Annotated in this window: 5 protein-coding genes; 2 read left to right on the plus strand and 3 right to left on the minus strand. The window is 42.1% G+C overall.

Features of this window, described 5'->3' with window-relative positions; all coding sequences use genetic code 11:
- Positions 1-419: 419 nt before the first annotated feature.
- Positions 420-914: a DUF1641 domain-containing protein gene (locus QZ995_RS09330; RefSeq protein WP_301805904.1), complete on the minus strand. Its 495-nt coding sequence runs from the start codon at positions 912-914 to the stop codon at positions 420-422.
- Positions 914-3859 carry a formate dehydrogenase subunit alpha gene (fdhF, locus tag QZ995_RS09335; protein WP_301805971.1) on the minus strand — a complete coding sequence of 982 codons (2946 nt, stop codon included), beginning with the start codon at positions 3857-3859 and terminating at the stop codon, positions 914-916. Before fdhF ends, QZ995_RS09330 begins: the two co-directional genes overlap by 1 nt.
- Positions 3860-4274: 415 nt before the next feature.
- On the opposite strand from fdhF, the gene QZ995_RS09340 reads away from it, so the two are divergent.
- Together QZ995_RS09340 and QZ995_RS09345 are read left to right on the plus strand one after the other, a co-directional pair.
- Entirely contained in the window at positions 4275-4667 is a 393-nt protein-coding gene (locus QZ995_RS09340) for an AT hook motif family protein (protein ID WP_301805905.1), read from the plus strand.
- 30 nt (positions 4668-4697) lie between these two features.
- A complete protein-coding gene (locus tag QZ995_RS09345; RefSeq protein ID WP_301805908.1) occupies positions 4698-6149 on the plus strand; it encodes an MFS transporter in 1452 nt (483 codons plus the stop codon).
- 235 nt (positions 6150-6384) lie between these two features.
- On the opposite strand, the gene QZ995_RS09350 is transcribed toward QZ995_RS09345, so the two are convergent.
- On the minus strand, positions 6385-18987 hold the full coding sequence (locus QZ995_RS09350) for a non-ribosomal peptide synthetase (RefSeq protein ID WP_301805911.1): 12603 nt from the start codon (positions 18985-18987) through the stop codon (positions 6385-6387).
- Positions 18988-19166: the final 179 nt, after the last annotated feature.

A 19166-nucleotide genomic window follows, 5' to 3' on the forward strand; every position in this document is an offset into this window, starting at 1 on the left:
CTATTCCGCCAGGTATGGATTACTGTTAACGTACCACAGCAGCTTTATTTTGTCATCCGTAATTTTTATAATATAATTGTTATGAATTTTCCGTTATTGATCGAAAAACCTTGTTAGTAAGCCTTTTTTAACCGTAACACACAAACACTTCTACATTCTTTATAAAAAAAAGAGGCCGTTTTTCATAAAAATAAATTTTTGTAAGAGTTTTCAACATACAACGGAACGTACGTTTGTTTTTCTCAGGTGGATATTTGTCATTTTTAGATAACTAGCTGAACCAACGTTTTCCGTCCTACAATTGATAATTGCAGGAAAATCCCTTTTTAATTTCTTTCCTATTCCTGTTAGGCTGACAGTAAAAAAAGGCGGTTTGGATTCCGCCTCTTTTACCCATCCTTCCATTACTTCCCTATCTTTTATTTCTGCCTCTCTTGCTCTTTGAGATTTTCTCCTATCCCTTTTAGCAAATGTATGCCAAAAGAAATTGCACGATTGATATCAGGGTCTTGCAGTGCTTTGAACAGATCAAACATACCAATTTTGTTCTCTTTGGCACTGGCTTCTTCTGCTTTTTGTAGACCATGTGTAAGACTTGAGACCAGCTTCTTGGTCATCTCTGGCTCTATTTGACCTAGCGCTTCTGTTAATGCCATGACGTTATTAATTGATTTCGTTACATTTGGCTTTACCAACTGCTTAACAGCAATGCCAGCCATCTTTTCCTTACTTTGAACCATAGATTGCACAGTTTCTAGGACACCCGCTTGGTGCAGCTCATCCAATAGTTTCACGGATTGACGAATACTTTGTGCATGCATGGCGATCTCTTCTTTTAATTGAGTAAGTTGTAACTGCTGCTGCTCCTCATTTGTGATGGTTGGTTTAGCTATTTTTGTAATTGGTCTGGCCATTATTGCTTCCCTCCTGCTACATTCACATCGGCGATAGGCTCGTAATCAGCCCGTGCCCATTTGCGGTCTACCTGAACACCTAGCTGCGGGTTTCGTTTGGCATTGCGTGGATTATTTTTTGGCAATGGATTTTGGCCGCTTTGCTCAAGTACTTCCAAACGTACCTTGGTTTGTTTATAAGCTGGTGTTTGCGTACGAATATCGCCTATATTTCCTGTTAGGATATTAATGGCATTGTCGCTGCTGACGGAGTTCATTGGGACATACAGCTCTTTTCCGTGTACACGATTTGTTACAACTGCTCGTAATTTGATAGCTCCATACGGTGATACTAGACGCACTAAGGAGCCGTCATTAACCCCGCGTTCACAAGCAAGCTCAGGCGACACCTCCACAAATACTTCCGGCACTTTATATTGAATACCTTTTGACTTATTTGTCATGTTCCCTTCATGAAAGTGCTCTAATAAACGACCGTTATTTACCACTAGATCAAATTCCGCAGAATAAGAAATAGGTGGCACATATTCTACTAAGGACAGGCGTGCCTTACCATCTGGGAAATTAAATCGATTGATATAGAGTAACGGTTCATCTGTTCCGTCAGGCAATACAGGCCAGATCAGGCTGTTCCAATTTGCCAATCTTTCATAGCTGACCCCTGAGAAAAGCGGACTTAAGCTGGCAATTTCGGCCATAATATCACCGGGGTGAGTATATTCCCAATTAGCGCCAAGGCGGTTTGCAAGCTGTGTAATGATCCACCAATCCGGCTTGGAGTCCTCCCAAGTAGGCAATGCTTGATAGAGTCGTTGAATCCTTCTTTCGGTATTGGTAAACGTACCGTCCTTTTCTAAAGAAGGTGCTGCTGGCAAAATAACATCTGCAAATTGGGCCGTCCTTGTAAAGAAAATATCTTGTACGACAAAGAAATCAAGTTTACTCAAGGTCTCTTGAACATGATTCGAATTGGAATCAACCCAAGCCATATCCTCCCCAATCAGATACATTGCTTTTAATGTGCCTGCTTCTACTGCCTCTAGCATCTGAATGTTCGTATAACCCGGCTTATTAGAAATTTTGACATCATACGCCTTTTCAAATTTTTGCCGTGCCTCGTCATCTGAGATGGACTGATAACCCGGTAGCCAATTTGGCAATGAGCCCATATCACAAGCTCCTTGAACGTTATTATGTCCGCGCAGTGGATACGCACCTGCACCATGTCGGCCAAAATTTCCTGTGATTAATAAAAGGTTGGCAATTGCTGCGGATGTATGAGAACCTGCTACGTTTTGGGTAACTCCCATACCCCACAGTACGCATGTACCATCTGCCTCACAAATCATTCTTGCTGTTTCCTTTAGTTGCTCTTGAGAAATTCCCGTCACTTTTTCAGCATATTCGAGTGTGTAGCTTTGAATGGCTTTCTTATACTCTTCTAGGTAATTGACGCGTTTTGCTAAGAAGTCAGCATCATGCCAGCCCTGATCAATGATATATTTGGCTACCGCAGTTAACCAGACAAAATCTGTCCCTTGATTCGGATGTAAATACAAATCCGAACGTTCTGCCATTTCATGCTTGCGCAAATCTGAAACAATTAGTTTTTGACCATGCAATTTCTTTGCACGCTTCACCCGCGTCGCCAAAACTGGGTGACCTTCTGTTGGATTCGCTCCAATGATAATGACTAACCCGGCTGCAGCAATATCACTAATTACACCTGAATCACCGCCATAACCGACAGTTGACAATAACCCGTCTGTAGCTGGAGATTGGCAATAACGTGAACAGTTGTCTACATTATTTGTTTCAAAGACCTGCCGGGCCAATTTTTGTACCAAATAAGCTTCCTCATTGGTTGTTTTTGATGAGCTAACGAAACCGAATGCGTCTCCTCCATACTTTTGCTTCAACTCTTTCCACTTAGACGCAATCAATGTAAACGCTTCCTCCCAGGTAGCTGGAACAAACTCATCTCCCCGTCGAATTAAAGGTGTTGACAGCCGTTCATTGCTGTTGACGAAATCCCAACCGAACTTGCCTTTAATACAGGTCGAAATGCTATTGACCGGCGCTTCCTCAGATGGTTCGATTTTTAAAATTTGGCGTCCTTTCGTCCAAACCTCAAAGCTACAACCTACCCCGCAAAATGTACATACTGTTTTCGTCTTTTTAGTTCGAGCTTCGCGCATGGCTGCTTCTGCTTCAGAAATGGCCAATATTCCACTGTAACCAGGCTCTACTTCCTTGACTATTTCAATCATGGGATCAAGCAATTCCTTCCCCATCTTTGTCATGAAACCAGCTTCACCCAGCATCGTTTTTTCCATTAAAGCATTACATGGGCATACAGTGACGCAATGCCCGCAGGAAACACAGGAGGATTCATTAATGGGTTTATCCTGATCCCAGATAACGCGCGGCATTTCTCGTTCCCAATCAATGGTTAGTGTCTCGTTGACTTGTAAATCCTGACATGCTTCTACACAACGCCCGCACAAGATACATTGATTGGGGTCATATCGGTAGAATGGATGAGACATGTCTACCTCATAGCCCTTCTCTCTAAACGGTCGCTCCTGATGTTCCACTTCCATCAGCTCAACAGTATTATGTACACGACAATTGCCATTATTATTATCACACACCGTACAGTACAGCATATGGTTTTCGAGCACACGATCCATCGCTTGTTTTTGCGCTTGTTTTGCCCGTGAAGATGAAGTCTGGATATTCATTCCTTCCTCCACAACAGTAGAGCAAGCTCGCATTAGTTGACCGTTAATTTCGCAGGTACAAGTATCGCACGTTTGAATGGGGCCTAAAATAGGTGAATAGCAAATATGAGGATGCTTGATGTCATGCTCAAGCAGATAATCAAGAATTCTAGTTCCCTCTTTTGCTTGGTGTAACGTATCATTGATGGTAAATGAAATCATTTTGTTCAAGGGTTATTTCCTCCGTTTCCTTCTCCATCTGCTTCAAAAAATAAAAATAACCCACCACAAAACAACCAGCGCAAACGTAAAACGTGTTGCCCAAGCTGTTTTATGGTGGGTTAATACTTAGCAGTGGTATATACCAGTTATCAAGCCCTCCATACTCTGTACGCGCATGCGTAAAAGCACAGGATGAATAGAATGACTGTAATCAGCCAGACTTAGACATCAATGAACTTCTTTTTTAATAATAACCAAACTTTCAGAAATTGCAAGAGAAGAGCCTATTTTTTTCCGCTTTATGCTGATTCAACAACAAAAAAAGAACTTTTACATTTTTTGCAAAATAAATATATTGCCTAATTTTGGAAATGAGTTTATATTTTTTGTAGAACAAAAAAGGGTGGAATTATTTATGGATAATCGATACAGCTCTTTTCAAGAATTCGCTCAGGCATTTGAGAAAAAATGGGTAACCACAGCAATAGAACATGGATTAATGGATGAGCCAATGGATATATATCTAGCTAAGGTCCGTAAAAAAGCGCTTTTTGTCTGGAAGAAAAATAAAGGGGATGAATGGATAGAAAGACAAGGATATACCATTGTTGACAGAAACCTCGACAAGGAAGAAATTTTCGATAAAAAACTAGGGCGCGGTCGTCCGCGAAAGCATGAGGACGATCGGCTACATCATGCCATCCATGTCAGACTAGACGAGGAAACATATCAAAAATTACTATCCCTGTGTCAAAAAAATAATCTTGACCTCTCTGAGACTATTCGTATGCTCATAAAAAAAGGGTAAACCGTTTCGCTATGTAAAGGAGGAATTAAGATGAGTCAGGAAGGTCAGTTGCCTACCATCAGGACTGCGCTTCGCTGGTGGATACTTGCTAATGTGTCTTTGGGAATCTTTATGTCAACATTGGATGGTAGCATCACAAATGTAGCTCTCCCTAGTATTTCGGGTACATTAGACGTCCCCCTGCACATTGTACAATGGGTTGTAACAGCTTATTTATTAGCGATCGCTTCCCTTTTACCCATTATTGGAAAATTATCGGATCTTTTTGGACGCGGTAACTTATACAATTTGGGATTCTTAATTTTTTTGATTGGATCTGCTTTATGCGGTTTATCAAAATCCATTTGGATGTTAATTGGCATGCGTGTCCTGCAAGCTGCTGGCGCCGCACTGCTGATGGCTAATAGTCAAGCTATCATAGCTGCCACTTTTCCTAAAGAAGAACGCGGCCGCGCCCTTGGAATAACCGGTATGGTGGTATCACTTGGTTCCTTGTCCGGTCCAGCCATCGGTGGCATTCTGGTTGATTCGTTTGGCTGGGAATCTATTTTTTGGATTAACGTACCGATCGGTTTAATCGGATTTATAGCAGCATTACGTATCATGCCGAAACAGCACCAAAAACGTGTGGGAGAGCCTTTCGACTACATTGGTTCTATTATGTATATGACAAGTATGATTACCTTCCTATATATCATTTCTAATGCAGAGGAGCATGGATGGGCAACGGGAATTACCTTAGGTGGTCTTCTCTTTTCAATCATCATCTTTGTCTTGTTTTATCGACGTGAAACCAGAATCTCACATCCTATGCTTGACTTCTCTCTTTTTAAGATAAGAACTTTTCGTTCAGGAAGCTTTGCGACACTCCTGTCCTTTCTCTCTCTTTTTTGCATAACCATTCTCATGCCGTTTTATATGCAATTGGTACTAGAATACCCTCCGAATATCGTGGGTTACGTTATGATGGCAAATGCTGTGATGATGGCGATCGTTGCTCCGTTCTCCGGTTGGCTGTCTGATAAAATCGGATGCTATTATTTAACGATCTCAGGCTTGGTGATTAATGCGATTTCCTTTGTTCTGCTAACGAAGCTTACGACAAATGAACCGGCATGGCTTGTCGCAACGCATATGGGCATATTTGGAATTGGAACTGGTCTTTTTCTATCTCCCAACAATGCAAGTATTCTAGGATCAGTTCCGCCCAAACTATTAGGAACAGCAGGCGGCCTAAATGCATTAGTCCGCAATATCGGGATGGTATTAGGAACGACATTTGCTATCTCACTATTCTCTTTTCAATTGAATAGATTAACAGGAAATCAATCTGAATCTAGCAGCACTGATATCCTAAATGTGGATGCTTACATGACAGCTCTTCATTCTGTTTTTTGGGTAGCAGCCGTGATTTGCCTATTTGCAGCCGTACTCTCTTCTATGCGTGATAAGCCTCAACGACAGAAAAGGAAAGTGGCGTAGTTTTGCTCTACTTACATTTGTATAGTCCCCTTGAAAACGAATAGCCTAGCTGAAGGGTAGGCACACATCATTGTAAGCAAATTATCTTTCATCGGATCGAAAGCTGGGGTTTATCATATGTTGCAAAAAAATACGGGCGTGATGCGCACGAATTCCGATTCGCGGCATCATGCCCGTAGCTTTTATACTTCTAGCCTATGGTTTTTGTAAAAAAGAATCCTATTAGCCACAGCATTTAACGAAAATCATTCGTTGCATGGGGAGAGACAGCATAAATTTCATCGATGATGTTCTGTATGATCATGCGGACTATCCTTGTATTACCCTCAATCATTTCAGGGTCAAGCAATTCTTCATGGGTTCCCAATGCTTGATATTGAATATGATTTCCATGAGTTGCCCGTTCCCATGACCAAGGAGATTCTACTGTCGGGTTCACTTTCTGAGAATCGGATGCTAGTAATTCATGGATATTGGCTTGAACCATTCCCTCATTAACAAGCTGATTCCGATATCTAGCGTACGAATAAATTCTATTCGTATAGGAAGGCGTCACAAGATGTTTGTACTGTTCGGGTGTGTCTTCTAAGAGAGTATCGATTTCCTGTAGGGCGTCCTCTTTTGAGGATACAGATTCTCTACTCCTGAAAATGGAATCTAGCATGATAATATCTTTTACTTCGTAGCCTCTTGACTCCATGGCTTTTGCCACTTCAAAAGCCAAATTACCGCCTATTGAATAACCTAGGAACACATACGGTTGATTTCCCTGTACATCAGTGAGGAGTTTGACATATTGCTCCATTAATTCCTCGTCATTTGTATAGTCCTCAATAAAATCCATACCGTACAATACACACTGATGTTCAAGCAATTTTGCCATTTCGATGTATGCCATGCCATACCCGATTGCTGGCGGGAAGCAGAACACATGTAAGCGTCCATGCTCGTTTAATTTTGTAATTGGTTTCCTATTATTTTTTGCAAACATAGATCTTACTATTTCTTCGGCCATCGCTTCTACAGTTGGCATCTCGAACACTACACGTATAGGGATTTCGACCCGAATATCTGTGTAGATCTTCCTGATTAATTCAAGTACATGTAAAGAATGTCCACCCAATTCAAAGAAGTTGTCCTTCTTACCAATTTTAGGTACACCCAATACTTCTTGCCAAATAGCGGCCAGTTGCATCTCCGTTGGTGTCTGTGGAGCGATGTACTCCACTCCTAGATGAATATGTCCTTCTGGAGTCGGGAGTGCATTTCGATTAATTTTGCCGTTTGGAGTCAATGGCATCTGTTCAAGCTGGATAAAAAAGGATGGAATCATATAAGCAGGTAAATCTTGTGACAGCGAATTTCTGATTTCACCTACTGTAAGCTGTTGATTTGCCACAAAATAAGCACACAACTGTTTCTGTCCTGCTTGCTCCTCTCTTGCAATAACCACCGCTTCCTGAATAGAAGGGATTTGCAGGAGCAGGGCTTCAATTTCACCAAGTTCAATCCGGTAACCTCGAATTTTTACCTGGTGGTCAATTCGTCCCAGATACTCAATGGTTCCATCAGGTAGCCATTTTGCCAAATCTCCTGTACGATACAATTTTTCCCCGGTGACAAATGGATTGTCTTCAAATTTTTCTGTTGTTAGCTCAGGACGATTCCAGTAGCCTTTTGCCAATCCTTCTCCTGCAATGCACAGTTCACCTGCTATCCCGATCGGTTGGAGGTGGTTTTCAGCATTCAAAATATAGAAGGAAGTGTTTACGAGCGGTTTACCAATTGTTATAGGTTCTCCTTCTATCAGTTCTCCCACCGATGACCACACCGTTGTTTCAGTTGGGCCGTACATATTATACAGACGTGCCTGAGTGGTCTTTTGCAGGACTTTTATTAGGGAAGCTGGAAGTGCTTCTCCGCCGAGCATAATTTCTTGTACGCCCTGTAAGCAGCGAATGTGCTCCGAGGATAACAACATTTGCATCCGAGAAGGCGTCATTTGGATCATGTCCACCTGCTGTTTTTGAATCACATCACATAATGCTCCCGGGTCAGTTTGCTGAAGGCTACTTGCTAAAATTACCCTTACACCTTTACACAGCGGCAGCAGAGTCTCTAGCACAAAAATATCAAATGAGATCGTCGTCACTGAAAGAATTGATTTTCCTTGGGTAAAGTCGATCTGATCGGTTATGCCTTGTAATAGGTTTACGACTGCATGCTGTAAAATCATGACGCCTTTTGGCTTACCAGTTGAGCCCGACGTATAAATAACATAGGCCAAATCAGCAGGTCCGCTAACAGGTTCAAGATTAGATTGCTCATGCAGATCTACAGACTCTTTATCCATAAGTATCAAGCTTCCTGCAAAAGCTATCCGCTCTTGCAAATGACTGTGTGTCACTACCCATTTAGCCTTCGAATCCTCCAGCATGTAGCGGACCCGTTCGTCCGGATAATCTGGGTCAATTGGAACATAGGCTCCGCCAGCTTTCAAAATCCCCATTAACCCAATCATCATGTCTAAGGAACGATCCACCATAATTCCAACTAACTGATTGGCTCCCACACCTTCGGATCGCAGGGTTCGTGCCAGTTGATTTGCTCGCTCGTTTAATTCCCGGTAGGTGAGCTGTTCATTTTCGTAAACGACAGCTATCTGATCAGGTGTACGTTCCACTTGACTCTCAAACAATTGATAAATGGTTTTCTCTCTTGGATAATCTCCTGCTGTATTATTAAAGGCTTGCAGAAGCAACTCTTTCTCTTGCGAAGTAGCAATTTCAATGGTAGAAAGCTTTGCGTTTGGATCTGCCACTATGCTGTCAATGACCTGTAGAAAATGCTCCGACATTCGTTTGATTGTGTCACGCTTAAACAATGAAGTAGCAAACTCGAAAGTACACACAATGTTTTTATCATCTTCATTGGCATATAAGCTTAGATCAAATTTAGAGACAGTATGCTCTCCTTCATATGGTCTGAGCTGTAAGCCTTCGATGGTCTGATTACCTTGCTCCACGTTTTGTAAGGCAAACATTGTATCAAACAGCGGATTGCGACTAAAATCGCGCGCTACCTGTAATTTTTCTACTAGCTCTTCAAATGGATATTCCTGATTTTCATAGGCTTGTAATGCATGCTCTTTGACTTCTTTGACATATTCGTAAAATGTTTTTGCTACCATTGGCTGAGTACGAATCGCTAGAGTATTAATAAATATGCCAATCAGGCTTTCAAGATCTGCATGCGGTCTTCCCGCTATTGGAGTTCCTACAATAATATCCTCTTGTCCACTGCTTTTGCTTAACAAAGCGGTATATGCAGCCAATAAGACCATAAACAAGGTGGAGCCTGTTTGTGAAGCAATTTGTCGAAGTCCTTCACTTCTTTGTTGGTCGATGACAAATTCAAAGATATCTCCCTGATAGCTTTGCAAGGCGGGTCTTGGATAGTCCGTTGGCAAATTAAGAACCGGAATTTCATTTCCATGAATGTTCAGCCAGTATGCTTCTTGATTTCGGACTCGTTCGCTTTGCACTTCTTCCTGTTGCCATACGGCGTAATCCTTATATTGAATTCGGAGCGGTTCTAGTTCCTCGCCTGTGTATAACTGAACCAAATCTTGAACCAAAATGCTTAATGAAGCCGCATCAGAAATGATGTGATGCGTGTCAAACATTAAAATATGTCGATCTGCTTCAAGTTCAATCAAGCCTACCCGTAAAAGTGGAGCTTTTGCCAGATCAAACTCACGCACAAATGCTTGAATGAGGCTAGCTATCTCTTCCTCTTTTGCCAGCATGTATTCAATTTCAAATGTCACATCACGATAAATCTGTTGGACTGGTTCCCCGTTTATCATCGTAAAGCCTGTTCGTAAGGTCTCATGGCGATTGATTAATTTCTGGAATGCTTCTTCAAGCGTTTTCCGATCAAGCTGTCCCTCTACCACTAGGACGGTTGGCATGTTATAGCTGAGCCCTCCACCCTCAATCTGATTTAAAATATATAATCGTCTTTGAGCAGAGGATACCGGATAAAACTCTCTTTCTAAAATTACAGGAATTGAGAAATGCGTCACGTGATCGATCTCAGATACTCGTTTGGCCATCTGTTCAATCGTAGGATATGAAAAGACATCCCGCAGAGGAAGATTCACTCCCATTTCTTTATGCATCTTGGCAACGAGTGTCGTAGCTCGCAAGGAGTGTCCACCACTATCGAAGAAGTTATCTCTCACCCCAATATTATTAACTCCTAGAACCTCCTGCCAAATACCGGCGATCTGCTCTTCCAACTGTGTCTGTGGCGCTGCGTATTCCACTCCCGTTTGCAGGTTTCCTTCAGGTACAGGTAATGCTTTACGATCAATTTTTCCATTTGGTGTTAAAGGCATTTGCTCCAATTGGACAAAGTAGGAAGGAATCATATAACCAGGTAGCTTTTGCAGCAATGTGCTTCTTACATCGCTTACAAGTAATGGTTGATCTGCTACAATATATGCGCATAAATGCTGCAGCCCAGCATGGTCTTCCTGTGCGATTACCACTGCTTCCTCAACCTCTTTAATGTTCCTGATCTGTTCTTCAATCTCTCCAAGTTCAATGCGGTAGCCCCTCACCTTTACCTGGTGATCGATTCGACCTAGATACTCAATGGTTCCATCAGGAAGCCATTTTGCTAAATCACCCGTTTTATACATCTTACTTCCTGGTAGGAATGGATTTTCTACAAACTTGTCCATCGTTAGTTCGGGACGATTCCAGTAGCCCCTTGCTAGTCCCATACCAGCAATGCACAGCTCTCCAGCTACCCCTACTGGCTGAAGATGACCTTCCATACTCAAGATATAAAATTGTGTATTTGTTATTGGTCTGCCAATTGTTATAGGCTGGCCCGCAGTCACTGATCCAATCGATGACCATACGGTTGTTTCAGTCGGACCATACATATTATACAGGCGTGCCGGCGTATGCTCATGCAGCGCATTGATTAGGGAAACAGGAAGCGCCTCGCCGCCAAGCATTATTTCCCGGACATGCTGCAATTCTTTGAACGGCTCAGTACTATCTGCCGACGCTAACAACATCTGCATACGAGAAGGCGTCATTTGGATCATATCGATTTTTTGCTCAGAAATGACGTTTCTTAAGGCCTGTGAATCCGTCTGTTGAATTTCGCTAGCCAATACTACTCTTATTCCTTTACTAAGCGAAAGGAGCGTTTCTAGCACGAAGATATCAAATGAAATGGTAGTAACACAAAGAAGAGATTTTCCTTCTGCAAAGTCAATCCGATCCGTTATGCCATGTATCAGGTTGACAACTGCCTGATGCGTAATCATAACACCCTTAGGCATACCGGTCGATCCTGATGTGTAGATGACATAGGCCAAATCAAACGGGCTACTTCCTGGTTTAAGATTAGACGCGTCCTTCTGATAAGAAGCCTCTTCCTCTATTACAATACATTTTCCCTGATATCCATCGAAGCTGATCTGATCCTGCAAGTGACTGTGTACAACTACGAACGTAACCCCCGCATCCTCTAGCATGTAGCGAATGCGATCTTCTGGATAACCTGGATCAATTGGTACGTAAGCTCCGCCAGCCTTCAGGATGCCTAACAGTCCAACTAACATGTCAAGAGAACGCTCCACCAAAATACCGACTAGTTGATTCGAGCTTACCCCTTCTGCTCGCAGTGTTCTTGCCAGTTGATTTGCTCGCTCATTTAACTCGCGGTACGTCAGTTGTTCACCTTCATAAACGACTGCTGCTTGATCCGGTGTTCGTTCGACCTGCATCTCAAATAATTGGTGGATGGTCTGGTCCGCTACATCATGTACTGTTGTATTGTTGAAAGTTTCGAGAATCAACTTCTTCTCATCCGCTGTCAGCATCTCGATGGCGGACAGCTTCTCATGCGGTTGACTTACAAGTCCATCTACCAATTGGACAAAATGCTTCGCCATACGTTCGATCGTTTCTCGTTTGAATAGTCTTGTCGCATATTCAAAGCTGCACAGGACTGTATCTGCATCCTCCATTGCATGTAGAGTTAAATCAAACTTGGAAATAGTTTGTTCACTTGCATATGATGAAATGCGTAAGCCCTCTAGCTCCTGCTCTTTCTTCTCTAAATTTTGCAGGACGAGCATCGTATCAAACAATGGGTTACGACTCATATCCCGATTTACATCTAGCTTCTCTACCAGCTCTTCGAATAGGTAGTCTTGATTCTCATATGCCTTTAAGGAAGCTTCTTTGACTTCGTGCAGATATTCGTAGAACGTTTTTTCACCCGCTGGATAGTTACGTATCGCAAGCGTGTTTATAAATATGCCAATCATACTTTCTAAATCCGGATGAGGTCTTCCCGCTATCGGAGTTCCAACAATAATATCCTCTTGCCCACTATATTTACTCAGTAGAGTCGTATAGACAGCCAATAACGCCATATACAGCGTAGAACCGGTTTGAGCTGCGATTTGCCGTAATCCATCACTGCTTTTTTGGTCAAGAACAAATTCAAACGTACTTCCCTCAAAGCTTTTCATAGCTGGTCGGGCATAATCGACTGGCAAGTTGAGTACAGGAATCTCTCCTTGGAAAACTTCAAGCCAATAGGCTTCTTGTCGCTGTATTGCCTCACGCTGAACGCCTTCTCGTTGCCAGACTGCATAATCCTTATATTGAATACGAAGCGGAGGTAACTCTCCTTCCGCGTACAGGCTGATAAATTCTTGCATGAAAATACCTGTGGAAACACCATCTGAAATAATATGGTGCATGTCAAACATCAGAACATGGCTGTCTTTGTCTATCTTAACAAGCCCAACACGGAGTAACGGAGCTTGCTCAAGGTTAAACGGACGAACAAAGCCTTGGATGATCGTTTCGAGTTCTTCCATACTGGCTTCAGCATATTCTATAGAAAAATCTACATTTGGGTGTACTCGTTGCATCGTTTCTCCGTTTACCAGTTCAAAACTAGTTCGTAAGATTTCATGACGCGAAATCAGCTTCTGGAAGACGATCTCTAAACGTCCTTGATCGAGTTCTCCATCTATCCTTACCACGTTTGGCATATTATAACTAATTTCTCCACCAATTAATTGACTTAAAATATACAATCGCTTCTGGGCTGAAGAAACCGGATAGAATTCTCTCTCTTCAATAATGGGAATGGAAGCATAGGCAATTTTTTCTCTTCCTGTTAATATTTCTGCCATTCGCTCAATAGTCGGATTTTGGAAGACATCCCGTAACGGCAGGTTTTGATTTAATTCTTTATAAATTTTGGAAATCAAATGAGTAGCTCGCAGGGAATGACCACCAATATCAAAGAAATGATCCTTTACCCCTATCATGGAAAGACCGAGAACCTCTTGCCAAATCTGAACAAGCTTCGATTCCATCCATGTACGCGGCGGCACATATTCTGCTCCAGTTTGGATAGCGCCATCCTCTGGGGCAGGTAAAGACTTTCGATCTAGCTTTCCATTTGGTGTATGCGGGATTTGTTCCACCTGTATGAAATAAGACGGTACCATGTAGCTAGGAAGCTGATGGGCCAGTCTGCTTTTTAGCTCACTTATCATCAATTGCTTTTCCGAAACAATATATGCACATAAGTGCTGCAGTCCGGCATGGTCTTCCCGAGCGATAACCACTGCTTCTTGGACCTCTTCCATGCTTATGATCCGTGCTTCTATTTCTCCTAGCTCAATCCGATATCCTCGGATTTTAACCTGATCATCTGTTCTTCCCACATATTCCATATTTCCATCTGGCAACCAACGCGCGAGGTCCCCGGTTCGATACATTCTTTCCCCGGGCCTAAAGGGATTTTCTATAAATTTTTCCGCGGTTAGCTCAGGTCGATTTAAATACCCTCTGGCAACCCCATCCCCTGCAATGTACATTTCTCCGATAGAGCCAATTGGCACTGGCTGCAGGGCTTTATCTAACACATATATCCTTACATTGTCGGCTGGTACACCAATTGGTACAGAGTCCTGATAGGTATGATTCGGATCAAAGGTATAGAGCATGCAACCTACTACTGTTTCGGTAGGCCCATATTCATTCATAATTTGGACATGCCCACCAAAATTACGATGAATTTTGCTAGCCAGTTGCGTGTGCAGGTTCTCGCCGCCGACAATAAATCTCTTCATGTTACTATTCGTGCCGTCATAGTCTTCTATTAATTTTAGATGGGTAGGTGTTAGCTTCATAATCCCAACCTTATTGTCTGCAAGGATGTCTTGGATGACCTGTACCTTGTCTTCTCCTCTATAAATATAGATCGTATTACCAGAAATCAGAGGAGTATAAATTGACGTGACGGTCAAATCAAACGAAATGGACGAATAAAGCGGGAAATGGACAGTCTCATTTTGCACATACACCTTTTTAGCCCACCAAATATAATTAACAAGCCCCTGATGAGTGATCATAGCTCCCTTCGGATTTCCAGTCGAGCCTGAGGTATAAATGATATATGCTAGATTACTCATGTTGTTTACATGTTCAAGATTAGTGGTACTTCCCTGATAGAGCTCTTGATTGTCCAGGTAAAGAATTTTTTTGTTATAAGTAAGTTTTTCGGAGAACTTCTGCTGTGTGAGCAAAATAGTTGTTTGACTATCCTCTAGCAAATACTGAATTCGATCCTCTGGATAGTCTGGATCAATCGGTACATAAGCCCCTCCGGCCTTTAAGATACCTAGCAATCCAACCACCATATCCAATGAATGCTCCATCAAAATACCGACTAGCTGATCTGAGCTTATACCTTCTGCTCGCAGTGTTCGTGCTACTTGATTTGCCCGCTCATTTAACTCACGGTATGTCAGTTGATCACCTTCATAGACAACAGCCACTTGATCTGGTGCACGTTCGACCTGCATCTCGAATAATTGGTGAATGGTTTGCTCCTCTACACCTTCTACTGTCGTATTGTTGAACGTTTCGAGAATCAACCTCTTCTCATCTGTTGTCATCATCTCGATAGCGGACAGCTTCGCATGTGGATCATGTAAAAGCCCATCTATCAGTTGGACAAAGTGCTTTGCCATACGCTCGATGGTTTCTCGTTTGAATAGTGTTGTCGCATATTCAAAGCTACACAGGATCGTATCCGCATCCTCCATCGCATGCAGAGTTAAATCGAACTTGGAAATCGTATGCTCACTTACATACGGTGTGATGCGTAACTGCTCTAGCTCCTGTTCCTGATTTTCTAAATTTTGCAGAACAAACATCGTATCAAACAATGGGTTGCGACTCATATCCCGGTTTACACCGAGCTTTTCTACCAGCTCTTCAAATAAATAATCTTGATTCTCATATGCCTTCAAGGAAGCTTCTTTCACTTCCTGCAGGTATTCATAGAATGTTTTTTCAGCCGCAGGATAGTTGCGAATTGCAAGTGTGTTTACGAACATACCAATCATGCTTTCCAAATCGGCATGAGGTCTTCCTGCTATCGGAGTTCCAACAATAATATCCTCTTGTCCACTGTATTTACTCAGCAGGGTGGTATAAACAGCCAATAGCACCATGTACAACGTAGAACCGGTTTGGGCTGCAAGCTGCTTTAATTCCTCACTGGTTTGTTTGCCGAGTCTAAATTCCAAAAGACCTCCGTCAAAGCTTCTAATAGCGGGACGGGTATAATCAGTAGGGATTTGAAGTACGGGCAGCTCATTTGAAAATACTTGTAGCCAGTAATTTTCTTGTTGCTGATACCACTCACTTTTCATCTGCTGCTGTTGCCAAGAAGCGTAGTCCTTGTACTGAATTCGTTGTGTCGGCAATTCCTCTCCCTGATACAAGCCGGCAAATTCTTGAATAAGAACATTCATAGAGGTTCCATCAGAGATGATATGGTGCATGTCAAACAATAAGACATGGCGATCATAGGCTAACTGAATGAGTCCTACACGCAATAACGGAGCGCTTTGCAAATCAAACATTCTTGTAAAAGAACGAATGATTCCTTCCGCCTCTTCTTCATTGGCAACCTGTACATATTCCAAGGAGAAAGGAACCTCTTTATGTACGCGTTGAATTGGTTCACCGCCTACCAGCTCAAAGCTAGTTCGTAAGATTTCATGACGCGCAATCAGTTGCTGAAAAGCTGTTTCTATACGTTCTCGATCTATCACTCCATCCAGCAACATAGCATCCGGCATATTATAGCTGATTTCCCCGCCTGCTAGCTGGCTTAGAATATAGAGTCGTTTCTGAGCGGACGAGACAGGATAATAAGGTTTTTCCTCAATAATCGGTATAACTGAATAAGCTGTTTGCTCTATATTCTCAATTACCTGAGCCAGTCGTTCGATCGTCGGATGTGAAAACACATCTCTTAGCTGGATATTCTTATGCAGCTCCTTCTGAATCGTAGACACCAGGGCTGTTGCTCGTAAGGAATGCCCGCCTCTTTCAAAAAAGTTGTCTTTTATGCCAACCTTGGATAGTCCTAAAATCTTCTCCCAAATTTCCGCTAATTTTTCTTCCAGCAAAGTACGGGGGGCTACATATTCTTCAATTGGCATCGTCTCCTCAACAGAGGGGAGCATTTTTCGATCAATCTTCCCGTTCGGAGTAAGCGGCATTTGGTCAAGTGGTATGCAATAATCAGGAACCATATATTCAGGTAATTTATCTGACAGATTTTTGAGTAATTCTCCTGGCTGAATAGACTCTTTTCCTACGTAATAGGCGGCTAAATATTTATTTCCATCCTTTATTCCATCCACCACAATGGCTTCGTTGACCTCTGGGAATGCTAAAAGAGCATTTTCAATTTCTCCCAGCTCAATACGGAATCCTCTAATTTTTACCTGCTTATCTATCCGGTCTAAAAAATCAATATTTCCGTCTGGCAGCATCTTCACTAAATCGCCTGTACGATACATGGGAGTTCCGGGCACAAACGGATTATCGACAAATTTTTCAGCACTTAGCTCTTCTCTGTTGAGATATCCAGTCGATAACCCCTCACCTGCGATGCACAATTCACCTGGAACCCCTATCGGTCTGAGGTTATTGAATTGATCCACTACGTACACCAATGTATTAGCCAGAGGTTTCCCAATCGGAACTGTAGCAACATCTTCATCAAAAGGAGTATTAATGGGATAGAAGGTGGTAAATACCGTGCTCTCGGTAGGACCATAGACATGAATGAGTCGTTCTCGGCCCAAATATTGGAATGCCTTGCGAATATGAGCAACAGATGCACGCTCTCCCCCAAATAAAACTTTGCGGACATTTGTAAAGCATGTCAGCTGATTGTCAACAAGCGTATTGAAGAATGCAGTAGGTATAAAGAAGATCGTTACATTCTGTTGCTCGATTACGCTACTAAGCTTAGCAAGGTCAAGCATATCTGTTTTTTTTAGGAGGATCAGCCTTGCCCCATTTAACAAAGCGCCGTAGATGTCAAAAATAGAGCCGTCAAATACATAATTAGAAAGCTGTAATAGTGTATCTTCTTCACTTATTTCGATGTAATTGGTCTTTATTACCACTCTAGTGGCGTTGAAGTGTCTGATTTGCGTACCTTTAGGTGTTCCAGTCGATCCGGAAGTATATATCACATAAGCCACATCTGTTGCTTCTGCTGCTGGCTCTAGGTTGGAGCTATCGTCGCTGTAAGCCTTTGAATCATCCAGGAATACGCACGTTCCCTCGAAATCTGCACGATGACGTATATGACTTTGTGTTACAAATACTTTTGCTCCTGAATCCTCTAGCATATAACGAATACGATCATTCGGATATTCTGGATCAATCGGTACATAGGCTCCCCCCGCTTTTAAAATCCCGAAAATTCCGATGATCATTTCCAAGGAGCGTTCAACCATGAGCCCGACTAATTGTCCTCTAGTGACTCCCTGGTTTCGTAGCGTTCTTGCTAGTTGATTAGCCTTTTCATTTAATTCTTTATAAGTTAGTTGCTCATCATCTAAGACAATTGCTACCTGATTTGGTGTGCGCTCTGCCTGTTCTTCAAACAACTGTTGAATGGTTTTCTCTCTGGGATAGGCGGTAGCCGTATTATTAAACGTACGCAGAAGCTCTTCCTGCTCTTTTTCTGATAACAGTTCAACCTGTTCTAGTGAAAGGTCTAGATCAAATAGGACAATGGATAAAATGTGAGATAAGTGCCTGCTGACTTGGTTAATCAGCTCTTGATCATAACGATTTTCGTTATAAATTGTATTTAATTGAAGAGAGCCATTTTCCAAACCAAATTGAAAATGGATGTCAAAAACAGCATGTTCCTCAAAATCTAGTGAATGGATCTCCTTTAACGATACGATAGTATTAATAATCGGAACTCGATTCGAATCGTAATGTACATTCAGAGTATCAATAAAATTCCAAAAAGGGAGACTCTGATGTTTCATTGCTTCACTAATGGAGGATTTAATTTGGTTTAATAAAGATTTGAAAGTATTCTTGCTATGTACTTCATTTTTTAAAATGATAAGCTGATTTGAAAGTGGTTGGGCATCAGGCGAAGCACCAAATCCTGGAACGCCCACAATGATGGTTTCTTGGCTAGTATATTTGGACAATAAGGTTTCTAAACCAGCTAATAAAATCATAAAGATAGCGATATGTGACCCGCCTGCTATAGAACTGATTCTTTGGAAAATCTGAGGCGGCAATGTATTGGAAATGCTTTGGTAGCTGTCGGTATTTTTATGAATAGTGGAAAATCTGTTATACGGAAGAATTACGATTTGATCATCGGCATCAAACTTGCTACTCCAAAAAGCTTTTTCTTTTTCAAATAGAGCTTTCAATTACATCACTCCAAGTTTTTAGTCACATTTGAACGCTAAACAACAGCGAGGTGTCTGACTATTGCATCCACACCTCTGATCGAATTGAAATTCATAAAAAATGAATGAGTGCAAAAATGAAGGGTGAGCGTGTGCAATGGAACCCGCCCAAAACACACGCTCGTAAACCTATTTTTTCC

This window comes from Brevibacillus laterosporus, from assembly GCF_030489605.1.
Classification (GTDB): Bacteria; Bacillota; Bacilli; order Brevibacillales; family Brevibacillaceae; genus Brevibacillus_B; species Brevibacillus_B laterosporus_E.

Coding starts and splice junctions, on each gene's coding strand:
- QZ995_RS09330 (WP_301805904.1), bottom strand. CDS start 914: ATGGCCAGACCAATTACAAAAATAGCTAAACCAACCATCACAAATGAG.
- fdhF (WP_301805971.1), bottom strand. CDS start 3,859: ATGATTTCATTTACCATCAATGATACGTTACACCAAGCAAAAGAGGGA.
- QZ995_RS09340 (WP_301805905.1), top strand. CDS start 4,275: ATGGATAATCGATACAGCTCTTTTCAAGAATTCGCTCAGGCATTTGAG.
- QZ995_RS09345 (WP_301805908.1), top strand. CDS start 4,698: ATGAGTCAGGAAGGTCAGTTGCCTACCATCAGGACTGCGCTTCGCTGG.